The 11,963-nt window shown below is 70.5% G+C and carries 13 protein-coding genes; 6 read left to right on the forward strand and 7 right to left on the reverse strand.

Annotated elements, in window-relative coordinates:
- Positions 1-6: 6 nt before the first annotated feature.
- Entirely contained in the window at positions 7-723 is a 717-nt protein-coding gene (locus Psi02_RS24065) for a response regulator (protein ID WP_203977882.1), read from the reverse strand.
- Positions 693-2,354 carry a sensor histidine kinase gene (locus Psi02_RS24070; protein WP_203977884.1) on the reverse strand — a complete coding sequence of 554 codons (1,662 nt, stop codon included), beginning with the start codon at positions 2,352-2,354 and terminating at the stop codon, positions 693-695. Before Psi02_RS24070 ends, Psi02_RS24065 begins: the two co-directional genes overlap by 31 nt.
- A gap of 175 nt (positions 2,355-2,529) precedes the next feature.
- Here Psi02_RS24070 and Psi02_RS24075 point away from each other — a divergent pair, with 175 nt between their 5' ends.
- The 3 genes from Psi02_RS24075 (at position 2,530) to Psi02_RS24085 (ending at position 4,877) form a co-directional block, all read left to right on the forward strand.
- Entirely contained in the window at positions 2,530-3,120 is a 591-nt protein-coding gene (locus tag Psi02_RS24075; protein WP_203977886.1) for a class I SAM-dependent methyltransferase, read from the forward strand.
- 76 nt (positions 3,121-3,196) lie between these two features.
- A complete protein-coding gene (locus Psi02_RS24080; protein WP_203977888.1) occupies positions 3,197-4,378 on the forward strand; it encodes an acyl-CoA dehydrogenase family protein in 1,182 nt (393 codons plus the stop codon).
- A gap of 76 nt (positions 4,379-4,454) precedes the next feature.
- Positions 4,455-4,877, forward strand: coding sequence for an SRPBCC family protein (locus Psi02_RS24085; protein ID WP_203977890.1), 423 nt, complete (start codon positions 4,455-4,457; stop codon positions 4,875-4,877).
- Between the two features lie 18 nt (positions 4,878-4,895).
- Here Psi02_RS24085 and Psi02_RS24090 read toward each other — a convergent pair whose 3' ends face one another.
- Together Psi02_RS24090 and Psi02_RS24095 are read right to left on the reverse strand one after the other, a co-directional pair.
- Entirely contained in the window at positions 4,896-5,678 is a 783-nt protein-coding gene (locus Psi02_RS24090) for an enoyl-CoA hydratase/isomerase family protein (RefSeq protein WP_203977892.1), read from the reverse strand.
- A gap of 40 nt (positions 5,679-5,718) precedes the next feature.
- On the reverse strand, positions 5,719-6,402 hold the full coding sequence (locus tag Psi02_RS24095) for a gamma-glutamyl-gamma-aminobutyrate hydrolase family protein (RefSeq protein WP_203977894.1): 684 nt from the start codon (positions 6,400-6,402) through the stop codon (positions 5,719-5,721).
- A gap of 311 nt (positions 6,403-6,713) precedes the next feature.
- Between Psi02_RS24095 and Psi02_RS24100 the strand changes: the two genes are divergently transcribed.
- The 3 genes from Psi02_RS24100 to Psi02_RS24110 all read left to right on the forward strand — a co-directional run bounded on the left by Psi02_RS24100 (position 6,714) and on the right by Psi02_RS24110 (position 9,311).
- Positions 6,714-7,829 (forward strand): globin domain-containing protein, encoded by a 1,116-nt coding sequence (locus Psi02_RS24100; protein ID WP_203977896.1) that lies wholly within the window; start codon positions 6,714-6,716, stop codon positions 7,827-7,829.
- 95 nt (positions 7,830-7,924) lie between these two features.
- Complete coding sequence (locus Psi02_RS24105) at positions 7,925-9,001, forward strand: WD40/YVTN/BNR-like repeat-containing protein (RefSeq protein ID WP_203977897.1); 1,077 nt, start codon at positions 7,925-7,927, stop codon at positions 8,999-9,001.
- 1 nt (position 9,002) lies between these two features.
- The gene (locus tag Psi02_RS24110) at positions 9,003-9,311 is read left to right on the forward strand and encodes a ubiquitin family protein (RefSeq protein ID WP_203977899.1); all 309 of its coding nucleotides are present in this window, start codon (positions 9,003-9,005) and stop codon (positions 9,309-9,311) included.
- A 32-nt stretch (positions 9,312-9,343) separates the two neighbouring features.
- Here the strand turns inward: Psi02_RS24110 and thyX are convergent, their stop codons facing one another.
- From thyX to Psi02_RS24125, 3 genes are all read right to left on the reverse strand, one after another.
- Complete coding sequence (gene thyX, locus Psi02_RS24115; RefSeq protein ID WP_203977901.1) at positions 9,344-10,126, reverse strand: FAD-dependent thymidylate synthase; 783 nt, start codon at positions 10,124-10,126, stop codon at positions 9,344-9,346.
- Between the two features lie 135 nt (positions 10,127-10,261).
- Positions 10,262-11,044 (reverse strand): ABC transporter permease, encoded by a 783-nt coding sequence (locus tag Psi02_RS24120; RefSeq protein ID WP_203977903.1) that lies wholly within the window; start codon positions 11,042-11,044, stop codon positions 10,262-10,264.
- A complete protein-coding gene (locus tag Psi02_RS24125; RefSeq protein WP_203977905.1) occupies positions 11,041-11,931 on the reverse strand; it encodes an ABC transporter ATP-binding protein in 891 nt (296 codons plus the stop codon). The genes Psi02_RS24120 and Psi02_RS24125 overlap by 4 nt, the downstream gene beginning before the upstream one ends.
- Positions 11,932-11,963 lie beyond the last annotated feature (32 nt).

Below are 11,963 nucleotides of genomic sequence, written 5' to 3' on the forward strand. Positions count from 1 at the left end.
CAGACCCTACATGCCCCTTTCCCGCGCGCCGCGAGGCGGATCCAGGGCATTGAACTCCGCGTCGACCAAGCCGAACCGGTGGGCCACGACCGCGGCCTGAGTCCGGTTGCGCAACTCGAGCTTCTCCATGATCGCCGCGACGTGGCTCTTGACGGTCGTCACCCCCACGTGGAGCCGGTCGCCGATCTCGGCGTTGGACAGGCCCATCCCGACCAGCGTCAGGACCTGGACCTCACGTTCCGTGAGGTTGCCGGGGAGCCGGGCCGTCTGCCGCTCGGCCGCGAGGGCGCGCTCGACCACCCGCCGCAGCACCGTCGGGGCGAGCAGCGGCTCCCCCAGGGCGGCCCGCCGCACGGCCTCGACCATCCGGTCCGGGGAGTCGTCCTTCACCAGGAAGCCGAGGGCTCCGGCACGCAGGGCGGAGTAGACGTTCACGTCGTCGGAAAATGTGGTCAACACCACGATCCGCGCGGCCGGGTCGGCGGCGAGGATGCGACGGGTGGCCTCGAGCCCGTCCACGCGGGGCATCCGCAGGTCCATGAGCAGCACGTCGGGCCGGTGGCGCTCGGCGAGCCGCACGGCCTCGGCGCCGTCGGCGGCCTCGCCGCAGACCTCCATGTCCCCCGCGGCCTCCAGCATCATCCGCACGCCCGCCCGGACCAGCGCCTGGTCGTCGACGACCACGACGCGGATCACGACGGGCTCCGTGAGGTCCACCGGCATTCCGGGTCGGCCTCGGGGCCCTCCGCGGGGTCGGGCAGGGGTAAGGACGCGGCCAGGCGCCAGCCGCCGTCCTCCACGGGCCCGGCCGTGAGCCGGCCGCCGAGCGCGCGGGCCCGTTCGCGCATCCCGGCGATCCCCTGCCCGGTCGAGGGCAGCGTCTCCCCCGGTCCCGCCGTGCCGGGGCCGTTGCGGACCTCCACGGTCATCGTGCCCTTCTCCATCCCGACCGTGATCTCGGCCGTCGCCTCGGGACCGGCGTGCTTGAGGACGTTCGTCAGTCCCTCCTGGACGATCCTGGCCGCGGACGCCCGGACGACCAGCGGCGCCGCCACGGCCTCGGTGGCGATGCGCAGCTCCACCCGCAGGCCGGCGGTGGCCATCCGCGCGACGGCGTCGCGCATGATGTCGTCGGGGTCGGCCAGCGTGAGGTCGAGGCTGACGTCACCGGGACCGGTGTGCGCGAGTTCGTCGCGTTCGGGATCCCTGAGGACGGTGAGCAGCCCGCGGAGGTCCTCCAGGACGCGGTGGCCGGTCTCCCTGATGTCGGCCAGCGCCTCGGCCGCGGGCCCGGTCGCCCCGGCGTACTGGGCGGCGCTCGCCCGCAACACCATCGCCCCGACGTGGTGCGCCACGATGTCGTGGACGTCGCGGGCGATCCGCTCCCGCTCGGCGAGCCGGTCGGCGCGCAGGCGCTCGGCGCTCAGCTCCCTCGCCTGGCGCCCCTCGGCCTGGCGGGCGCGGACGTACCGTCCGATCGCGACGGGGGCGGTCACGATGGCCATGAGCGTGACCACGCGGACGAACGTGATGTCGGCCGGGTCGTCGACGATCACGATGGCGGTGACGGCGCAGGTCAGCAGGTACCCGGCGCCCACCCACGTCCAGCTCGCCGTGGTGGAGAACACGCCCAGTGCGACGAGCGCGAGGAGTTGGAGGCTGCTCCCCGTCCGCGGGGCGTACTGGTCGGCCACGACCAGGACCACGCTCTCCAGCAGCAGTACGGCCCCCGGGTGCTTGCGGACGACGCCGAGGGCGAACCCCGCCACCACCACCATGAGACCGACCGCCCACACGGGCGGCTTCCCGCTGTCCCAGAAGGGCCAGGTGCCGAGGACGGCGAAGGCCACCCCGCCGCCGGCGAGCAGCAGGTCGAGCAGGGGCGCCGGATCCTCCTTGCCCTGACCCCTCTCGCTTCGCAGGTATCGGCCGATCAGCACAGGGAAGGCGATGATGCCGACCGAGTAGAACCACGAGTTCTGCGTGAAGGCGATTCCCGGGTCGGCCAGGTTGACGGCGGTCGCCGCACCGGCGAGGACCGCCACGGGAGCCGTCCAGCGCCACCCCCGGCTCCGGGCCAGCATCCCGACCGCGATGGGCAGCAGGATCTGCACCGTGTCCGTCGTCCCGGCGCCGAGCTGGTCGCACACGACGAGCAGCACGGCAAGGTAGACGGCGACCGGGCCGGGCCGCCTGCGGACGAAGCCGAGCGGCAGCCCGGCGAGAAGGGAGAACAGCCGGGCGATCCAGACGGGCGCCGACGGCCCGCCCACGTGCCCCCCGGTGACGAGCACGTCGAGGACGACCCCGCACACCGCGAGGAAGACGTCGAGCACTGCGTCACGCCACCGCATAGGGGAACGGTATCCGCAGCACGGGCATGGTCCTCTTCCTCCGGAGGGACGAGACCGTCTCCTCCTTCTGGCCGCCCGGGCGGGGCCATGTGGCCGCGTCCCGGGGTCCTTGTGGCCGCTCACACGGGCCGGACGACGGGGGCTCCGCGTGGGAGCGCGCCCCTAGCTTCGAGGCATGGCGAACGAGTCAGCGATCTTCTTCAGTCAGTTCCTCCGGGCGCCCGCCGTCACCGGTGCGATTGCGCCCAGTTCCCGGCGGTTGTCCTCGGCGGTGTGCGTGCCGGTGCCGGAGCGGGGCGACCCCGTGGTGGTCGAGCTGGGGCCGGGCACGGGCCCGTTCACCGGCGAGATCCAGCGCCGTCTGGGCGGGCGCGGACGGCACCTCGCCGTCGAGATCAACCCTCAGCTCGCCGAACTCCTCGACGGCGCCCACCCGGGCGCGGAGATCGTGGTCGACAGCGCCGCGCGGCTTCCCGCCCTCCTCGCCGAGCGGGGCGTGGCCGCGGCCGACGTGATCGTGAGCGGGCTGCCCTGGGCCGCCTTCTCCTACGGCCACCAGTCGGAGGTCCTCCGCGCGGTCGTCCAGTCCCTCGCTCCCGGCGGGGCGTTCACGACGTTCTCCTACGTGCACGCCAGGGCGCTTCCCCCCGCGCTGCGTTTCCGCAGGAGGCTCTCCGAGTCGTTCGAAGAGGTCGTGCCGGGGCGCACGGTGTGGCGCAACCTCCCGCCCGCCTTCGTTTACCACGCGCGGCGCCCGCGCCGCTGATTCCCCGCCGATACGGAGACTCATAGGGAGATCGCTTCGTTCTACTATTGCGCGCGACCAGGAAATGGAGACAGTTATGGACTTCTCACTGCCGGAGAGCGCGCAAGCCGTACAACGCGGCGTCGCGGACATCTGCTCCCATTACGACATGGCTTACTGGGAGCGCTGCGAGGCCGGGAAACGGTGGCCGGAAGAAGTCTGGGAGGACCTCGCCAAAGGCGGCTGGCTCGGCCTCGCCGTCCCCGAGGAGTACGGCGGCGCCGGGCAGGGACTGCTGGAGCTCGCGGTCGCCACCGAGACGTTGTCGGCGTCCGGTTCCGCGGGCGGTTCCGCGTTCACCTACGTCCTGACGCCGGGCTTCGGCGCGATGACCCTGGCCAGGCACGGCACCCCGGAGCAGAAGGCCGCGCTGCTCCCGGGGCTGGCGACGGGCGAGCTCGAGACCTGCTTCGCCCTCACCGAGCCGGACGCCGGGTCCAACTCGCTGGCGATCTCCACCTTCGCCCGCGAGGACGGCTCCGACTTCGTCGTCAACGGGCAGAAGATCTGGATCACCGGTGTGCAGCGCGCCACCTGGATGTTGCTCGTCACGCGGACCATCCCCGCCGCCGAGGCCAGGCCGCGGACCAACGGCATGACGGTATTCCTGGTCAACGTGCCGGAGGCGGTCGCGGCCGGGCAGTTGTCCTACCGGCCGATCCCGAAGATGGGCGCGAACACGACGCCGTCGAACATGGTGTTCATCGACGATCTGCGCGTGCCGGCGACGAACGTGCTCGGCGAACTCCACGGGGGCGCCACGGTGCTCTGGGACGTCCTCAACCCCGAGCGCATCCTGCTGGGCGCGAGCGCCCTCGGCGGGGCCGAGGTCGCGCTGCGGGCCGGAGTGGACTACGCGAAGCAGCGCGAGGTCTTCGGCCGGCCGATCGGGTCCAACCAGGCCATCGCGTTCCCGCTGGCGCAGGTCAAGGCCAAGATCGAGCTGGCCAGGCTCATGCTCTACAAGGCGGCCTGGTCCTTCGACAACGGGCTCCCCTGCGGCACCGAGGCCAACATCGCGAAGCTGACCGCGTCCCAGGCGGCGTGGGAGGCCGCCGACGCCGCGTTCCAGACCCACGGCGGCATGGCCTACTCGCTGGAGTACCCGGTGGCCCGGCTGCTCACGGACGCGCGCATCGGCAAGATCGCGCCGGTGACCGAGGAGTTGCTGCTCAACTACCTCGCGACCCAGGTTCTGGGGCTGCCGCGGAGTTTCTAGCCGCCGGATCCGCCATTGCGTATGCGGCTTCGGGGGAAGTAAAGACATACGTAAGGCAGCGGTGAAGGGACATCGGATGGACAAGCCGTACGCGAGCACCGTGATCAGGGCGGACGCCGACGAGGTCTGGGCCTACCTCCGGGACTTCGGCAACCTGGCGGAGTGGCTTCCCGGCATCACGACCTGCGAGATCGAGGACGGCGGGACGCTCGCTCCCGGGGCCGTCCGGCGGATCGAGGGCGCCGGCGGGGTCTTCCGGGAACGCCTGTCGTCCCTCGACGACCCGGAGCGGTCGCTGACGTACGAGATCCTCGAATGCCCGCTGCCGGTCAGGAACTACCGGGCGACATGCCGGGTGGCCCCGGTGACGGACACCGGTGAGGCGTTCGTGGAGTGGTACGCGTCCTTCGAGGCCGACGACCCGGGCCGGGTGGCCAAGATCTTCACACGTGGCGTCTTCGCCCCCGGCCTCGACTCCCTGCGCAAGCGGTTCGGCTGACCGCCGCCGCGCGGACCCTCAGGAGAAGCGCGGGGGCCGCTTGTCCCGGACGGCCCGGACCCCTTCGGCCACGTCGGGACCGGTGAAACCGAGGAACTCCATGGCCAGCGACGCGTCGAACGACGGGCCCGCCAGCCGGAGCCAGTTGTTCAGGGAGTATTTGGTCAGCCGGATGGCCTCGGCGGAGCCGTTCGCCAGTCGCACCGCGACGTCCAGCGCCCTGTCGTGGACCTGGTCGTCGTCGACGCACAGGCTGACCAGGCCCATCGCCTCCGCCTGCTCCCCCGACACCGGCTCGCACAACAGCAGGTGGTACTTGGCCTTCGCCAGGCCGCACAGCAGGGGCCAGACGATCGCCGCGTGGTCGCCCGCCGCCACCCCGAGCCGCGTGTGACCGTCGATCACGCGTGCCGTACGGCCGGCCACCGAGATGTCGGCGAGCAGCGCCACCGCGAGCCCCGCGCCCACGGCGGGCCCCTGGATGGCCGACACCACCGGCTTGGGGCAGTTGATCACGTTGTAGACGATGTCGCGCGCCTCGGCGAAGACGCGCATGCGGGTCGCGTGGTCGCGTGTCATCTCCTCGATCATCGACAGGTCGCCTCCCGCGGAGAACGCCGCGCCCTCCCCCCGGATGAGCACCGCGCGGACCGCGTCGTCGGCGCCGGCGTCCTGCCACACCTCGGCGAGCTCACGGTGCCCGGTGCGGTCCACCGCGTTCAGCCTGCCGGGCTCGCTGATGACGATCCGCAGCACTCCGTCGGCCGGCCAGTCGATCTTCAGCTTCTCGTAGTCCCTCACGCCTGCGCACAGTAACCGCGCAGCACCCCGGAGGGAACGGTCACGGCCGCGCGGCCTCCATCAGAGATTCGACGAGCCGGTTGTCCGTACCGCGCTCGGGGTGCCACTGGACGCCGACGGCGAACCGGTGGCCGGGGATCTCGATCCCCTCCACGATCTGGTCGTCCGCCCACGCGACCGCCTGGAGCCCGGTGCCGAGCCGCCTGACGCCCTGCCGGTGCGCGCCGGTCACCTCGGCGTGATCGCCGATCGCCTTGCCGACCTTGCTCGAGACGCTCACGGTGATCTCGTGCCTGGCCGTCTCGTGCCGCTCGTGGGCGACGACGTCGGGCAGCCAGGGGATGAGCGTGCCGCCCTGGGACACGTTGAGCATGTGCATGCCGCGGGAGATCGCAAGCACCGGGAGGTCCGCCTCCACCGCCGCCCGGGCAAGGGCCAGTTCGAAGCGGTCACGGTGGACCTGCGGCTCCTCGACCCTCTTGTCCGGCTCCTCGCCGTACAGGGAGGGGGAGATCTCCACGCCGCCCGCGAGGATCAACGCGTCGAGGCCGCGCACATAGTCGGCCACGGACGCCGGACTGGTCGGGGGGAGCAGGAGCGGGGCGCCGCCCGCCTTGTCCACGGCCGTGGCGTACGCCTGGGGCGAAATGGCGGCCTCCCTCACCCATACGCTCCATCGCGCGGCCTCGAGGTAGGTGGTGATACCAACGATCGGACGCGCCATTGCGATCTCCCGGGTGTCTTACAAATCGGTACACCCATAATGGCGTAGCCGGAATTCACTTTGTCCCACTTACCTCACTATTACCGCAGGTAACAGCAAGCATCCACGATTACAATCCATTACCAGACAATCACAATGAGTTGGTTTTCGCACCACCTTGTGAAGAATCGGTTGTGACGTCCGACTGTGAGTGCAAGACTTCCGAATGAGCGCGGTTGAGCCGGGGCTGGCGGCGCTCATCACCCGGAGCCGTCAGGGAGGTGGATCGACAAGACCGGAGCTGGTCCGGTCCCAAGGGTGGGACACAGTAGATGACGCTTAATCCGCGCCTCGTCAAAGAGAGCTTCTCCGTCATCGAACCCGTCGCGGGTAAGGCCGCGGCGTTTTTCTACGGGCGACTGTTCGCGGAGAACCCACGACTGCGGGCGATGTTCCCGCCTGCGATGGACATGCAGCGTGACCGCCTTTTCAGCGCGCTCACGCGAATCGTCTGGTTGCTCGACAGCCCCGATGGTCTCGCGGCCTACCTCGGCCAGCTCGGGCGCGACCACCGCAAGTACGGTGTCGTCGACGAGCACTACACTGCCGTGGGCAACGCTCTCGTCGCCACGATCAAGCACTTCGCCGCCGACATGTGGACCGACGAGATCGAGTCCGCCTGGGTCGAGGCGTACGGCCTGGCCTCCTCCGCCATGATCGAGGCGGCGGCCGCGGACGCCGGTGTCTCGCCCCCCTGGTGGCTGGGAGAGGTCGTCGACCACGACCGGCGGACCCGTGACATCGCCGTCATCACGGTACGGCCGGCGCAGCGGCTGGAGTTCACGCCGGGGCAGTACGTCACCGTGCAGACCGCCCGGTGGCCACGGGTCTGGCGGACGTTCTCGATCGCCAACGCGCCGCGCGACGACAACACCATCCGCCTCCACGTGCGTGCCATCCCCGGCGGATGGGTCAGCTCGGCACTCGTCCAGCACACCCGGATCGGCGACCAGATCCTGCTCGGCCCGCCCGTGGGCACGATGGCGCCCGTCGAGTCGGACCGGGACATTCTGTTCGTGGCGGGCGGCACGGGGCTGGCCCCGCTGAAGGCCATCATCGAGCACGTCATCGCGTCCGGCCGCAGGCCCAACATTCACCTGATCTTCGGCGCCCGGCGCTCGGCCGAGCTCTACGACATGCACGACCTCATCCGGATGGAGTCGAGCTTCCCATGGTTGCGCGTGTTGCCCGTGGTCTCCGACGAACAGGCCTACGACGGGATGCGCGGGCGGCTGCCCGACGTCATGGAGCGCTTCCATTCCTGGGCCGAGCACGAGGTCTACGTCTGCGGCCCGGGCTCGATGGTGAACGAGACCGTCCAGCGGTTGCAGATGTCGGGCGTCCCCCTGTGCCGGATCCATCGCGACACCATCCAGGGCGAGCCCTAGCCGACTCCCGTATCTCCCTGACCGGCCGCCGGTCTCCTGGCACGATGGGCCCAACCCGGAAAGGCGCCGTGCACGAAGCCCATCAGGAGGTGTTCATGGAAGCCCTGCTCGCGATCGGCACGCGCAAGGGTCTGTTCATCGCACGCTCGTCCGGCGGCGGGCCCTTCGAGGTCGACCCCGTCCGCTTCTCCACCATCGGCGTCCACTCCGTGGCGATCGACACACGCGGGGAGACTCCGCGGCTGCTCGCGGGCATCGAGTACGGTCATTTCGGGCCCTCGGTGATGTGGTCGGACGACCTCGGGCAGACGTGGCAGGAGGCGGCCACGCCTCCGGTGGCGTTCCCCGAGCGGACGGGTGCCTCGCTCGCCCGCGTGTGGCAACTCCAGCCCTCGCCGACGGAGCCCGGCGTGGTGTGGGCGGGCGCCGAGCCCGCTTCGCTGTGGCGGTCCGAGGACGGCGGCAAGACCTACTCGCTCGTCGAAGGTCTGTGGGACCACCCCACCCGGCCCGAGTGGCAGCCCGGCGGGGGCGGCCTGTGCCTCCACACCGTCATCCCGCACCCGACCGATCCCCGTCGCATCGCGGTGGCGGCCTCGGCCGTCGGATTCTTCCGCAGTTCGGACGGCGGCGCCTCCTGGGAGCCCGCCAACCGGAACATCCGGGCGCCCTTCCTGCCGGAGGGCGCGCAGTATCCCGAGTTCGGCCAGTGCGTGCACAAGGTGGCGCAACATCCGGCCCGGCCCGAGCGGCTCTATCTCCAGCACCACTTCGGCGTTTACCGGTCCGACGACTTCGGAGGCTCATGGACGGACATCGGCTCGGAGTTGCCGTCGGACTTCGGCTTCCCGATCACCGTCCACCCCTCCGATCCCGACACGGTCTACGTGTTCCCGCTGCACGCCGACATGGACCGCACGCCGGTCGGCCACCGCTACAACGTCTTCCGCAGCGATGACGGCGGGGCGGGCTGGAAGAGCCTCGGCGACGGGCTCCCCGACGGGCCGGTGCACGCCGCGGTGCTCCGCGACGCCCTGGTGGCCAGCGAAGCGGGCGTCTTCTTCGGCACCCGTGACGGCGAGGTGTACGGGTCGGAGAACGCCGGCCTGAGCTGGACGCTGATCGCCCGCCACCTTCCCGACGTCCTCACCGTCCGTGCGGCGGTGCTCTGAGGTGACCAGGCCCGTCACGCTGGTCACCTTCGTGGTGCCGCACATGCTCCGGCACTGGATCGGTGACCGGTCGGAGGTCAGGGTCTTCGCGGTGGCGCCGCCGGACGAGGACATGCCCACGCTCGGGGCCGCCCTCGACACGCTCCGCCGTACGCACCCCTCGCTGGAGGAACGACTGCGCGACGCGGACGGCCACATCCGGCGGCACATCAGCATGTTCGTCTGCGGGGAGAACGCACGACAGCTCGGAGGACTGTCGTGCGCGCTGCCACCCGGCGCCGAGGTCTACGTCCTGCCCGCGCTCGGTTAGGCGGGCGGGGCAGCGCCCCGGTCAGGCGGGGGTCAGACCTTCCGCCAGCCGGGGACCCAGGCGCCGTCCTCGACGACGTAGTCCCCGAACAGGGCTGGCGCCTCCTGCTTCATGAGCTCGCCGATCCGCTGGAACACCAGGCGGATCTCCTCTTCCGCGCCCACGGCCGTGCGGGACTCGATCGTGTGCCTGAGCGTGCGGACGTTGGCCGTCCAGACCAGGCCGGTCGCCAGGCCCTCGGGGGCGAAGCGGCGCATGAACGAGGTGTGGTGCTTCTTCTCGGCGAACTTCACCCCCTCCTCGTCGAGTCCGAAGTGGCCCGCCATCCAGGTCTGGAACTCCTCCAGCTGGTCGAGCACCGCGGTCGCGCGCTTCATCAGCTCGGCGTCCTCCTTGGCCCAGTCGGGGAACCAGAACGGAAGATCCGACAGGCGGACGAACCGCAGCGACTCCTGCGAGATGGCCACACCGGGCCGGTGCCGTACGAGCTCGTGGGTGAAGACCCGGCTGACGTTGTGCAGGACGAAGCTGAAGCTGATGTGTTCGAGCACCGACCCGTGGGCGCTGGCGAGGATGTTCTGGAGGTACTGGGTCTGGTCGGTCCTGATCCGGGTCACGTTCGGGTTCAGCCCCGGCTCGAACGACCGGTAGCACAGCCGCCCGGCGAACTCCGCGAGGTTCTGCGCGTCGAACTCGCCGCGCTCCAGCCGATCCAGCCAGCTCTCCCCGCCGATCTCCCGCAGGTAGCGGGCGAGCTCGTCGTAGTCCAGCTCGGGCCGGGCGACGATGAAGACCTCGGGTTCCACACTGCGCATGATGATCGTCCCCGTCCACTGTTGTACTTGGCGAGTAGGCCACCGCTCGGCTCACTCGGCCCAACACCCTACCGATGGACGGCCTCGCGCCGTCCATCGGCTCTCGGATGATCTCGCCGCGTTCCCGGGGTCCGCTCAGGTGATGTCGCGGCGGACCGTCGTGGCCGAGGCGACGACGGCGAACAGCAGCCCGTACGCGACGAGGACGAGCGCGCCGCCCCACGCGGGCAGCCACTCGGGCCTGCCGAGCCCGGTGTCGATGTCGATGCTCATCAGGGACTGTGCCGCCCCGCCCGGCAGCCACTTGCCCACCGAATGCAACGCCGGAATCGCGGTGAAGATGCTCTCGATCACATACGCCCACACCACCGCACCGACGATGCCGGCGATCTGGTTGCGCACCAGCGCCCCGAGGCCGATGCCGAACAGCCCGTAGAGGGCCAGGCTCGCCAGGATGCCGATGCTCACCTGGGGGATGCGCGTCTCCGCCAAGGAGAACTCCCCACCGGAGAGCAGCACCGTGGGGACCACCGTGGCGGCCTCGAACACCAGGATCACGAGTGCGAACAACAACCCGATCAGGAGACCGGTGATCAGCTTGGCGGCGATCACGCGCTCACGGCGCGGCGTGGTGAGGAAGGTTCCCGTGACCGTCTGGTAGCGGTACTCGGAGGTGATCATGACCACCCCGAGGATCATGACGAAGATCCCGCCGCTCGAGCCGACCGACCAGGCGACCTGGGCCCATTCCATGGTGTCCCGCTTGGGCAGGGCCGGCCCACCGTTCTGGCTCACCCCGGCGAACGCGATGATGAAGGCCAGGTTGACCCCGACCAGGACGACCATGACGATCAGCATGATCCACCACAGGCGCGTGGTGAACAGCTTGCGCAGCTCCGCCTTGACGAGCCCGATCATCGCTCCCCCGTCAGCTCGAGAAAGACCTTCTGCAGGTCGGACCGTTCCTGGGTCACCTCGGTCAGCACGACGCGCCGGTCGAGCGCGATCTGCCCGACGGCCTCGGCGCCGATCCCCCGGACGCGCAGAAGGCCGTCCTCCACCCGCTCGACGGCGGCCCCCGCCGCCTCCAGCGCCGGAGCGAGCTCCGCCGCGTTGGTCGCGCGGACGCGGATGGCCGTGTCACCGTTCGTGGTGAGCTCCGCCAGCGTGCCCTGCCGTACGAGCCGGCCCTTGGCGATGATCACCACGTTGTCGACGGTCTGCTCGACCTCGGCGAGCACGTGGCTGGAGACCAGCACCGCGGCGCCCTGGTCGTGGGCCAGATGGCGGAGGAAGCCCCGGAGCCACTCGATCCCGGCGGGGTCGAGGCCGTTGGCGGGCTCGTCGAGAATGAAGATCTTGGGCCGGCCCAGCAGGGCGGACGACAGCGCGAGGCGCTGCCGCATGCCGAGCGAGAAGCCCCCTACGCGCTTGCCCGCGACGTCGGCGAGGCCGACCATTTCGAGGGCCTCGCCGGCCCGCTGATCGGGCAGGCCCGCGGCGACGCACAGGATGCGCAGATGGTCGAGGGCCGTACGGCCCGGGTGGAAACTCGTGGCTTCGAGCACGGCCCCGACCTCGCTCACAGGCTGGGGCAGCGTGACATAGCGCCTGCCGTCGACGAGCGCCTCCCCCGAGTCGGGGGTGACCAGGCCGAGCAGGCTACGCAGTGTTGTGGTCTTACCGGCGCCGTTGGGACCGAGATAGCCGGTGACAGAGCCCGCCTCCACAGTGAAGGAAACCCCGTCGACCGCTTTCACCGAGCCGAACGACTTCGCAAGGTCGCGGATCTCAATGGCAGTCATCCCGGCGATTATCTTGTGACCTGCGCGGCGTT

It is taken from the genome of Planotetraspora silvatica (genome assembly GCF_016863315.1).
GTDB classification, from domain to species: domain Bacteria; phylum Actinomycetota; class Actinomycetes; order Streptosporangiales; family Streptosporangiaceae; genus Planotetraspora; species Planotetraspora silvatica.

Excerpts from the sequence above, each read along its gene's own strand:
- Psi02_RS24095 (WP_203977894.1), bottom strand. The coding sequence starts at position 6,402 with ATGGCGCGTCCGATCGTTGGTATCACCACCTACCTCGAGGCCGCGCGA.
- Psi02_RS24080 (WP_203977888.1), top strand. The coding sequence starts at position 3,197 with ATGGACTTCTCACTGCCGGAGAGCGCGCAAGCCGTACAACGCGGCGTC.
- Psi02_RS24100 (WP_203977896.1), top strand. The coding sequence starts at position 6,714 with ATGACGCTTAATCCGCGCCTCGTCAAAGAGAGCTTCTCCGTCATCGAA.
- Psi02_RS24075 (WP_203977886.1), top strand. The coding sequence starts at position 2,530 with ATGGCGAACGAGTCAGCGATCTTCTTCAGTCAGTTCCTCCGGGCGCCC.
- Psi02_RS24085 (WP_203977890.1), top strand. The coding sequence starts at position 4,455 with ATGGACAAGCCGTACGCGAGCACCGTGATCAGGGCGGACGCCGACGAG.
- Psi02_RS24125 (WP_203977905.1), bottom strand. The coding sequence starts at position 11,931 with ATGACTGCCATTGAGATCCGCGACCTTGCGAAGTCGTTCGGCTCGGTG.
- Psi02_RS24120 (WP_203977903.1), bottom strand. The coding sequence starts at position 11,044 with ATGATCGGGCTCGTCAAGGCGGAGCTGCGCAAGCTGTTCACCACGCGC.
- thyX (WP_203977901.1), bottom strand. The coding sequence starts at position 10,126 with ATGCGCAGTGTGGAACCCGAGGTCTTCATCGTCGCCCGGCCCGAGCTG.
- Psi02_RS24105 (WP_203977897.1), top strand. The coding sequence starts at position 7,925 with ATGGAAGCCCTGCTCGCGATCGGCACGCGCAAGGGTCTGTTCATCGCA.
- Psi02_RS24070 (WP_203977884.1), bottom strand. The coding sequence starts at position 2,354 with ATGCGGTGGCGTGACGCAGTGCTCGACGTCTTCCTCGCGGTGTGCGGG.
- Psi02_RS24065 (WP_203977882.1), bottom strand. The coding sequence starts at position 723 with ATGCCGGTGGACCTCACGGAGCCCGTCGTGATCCGCGTCGTGGTCGTC.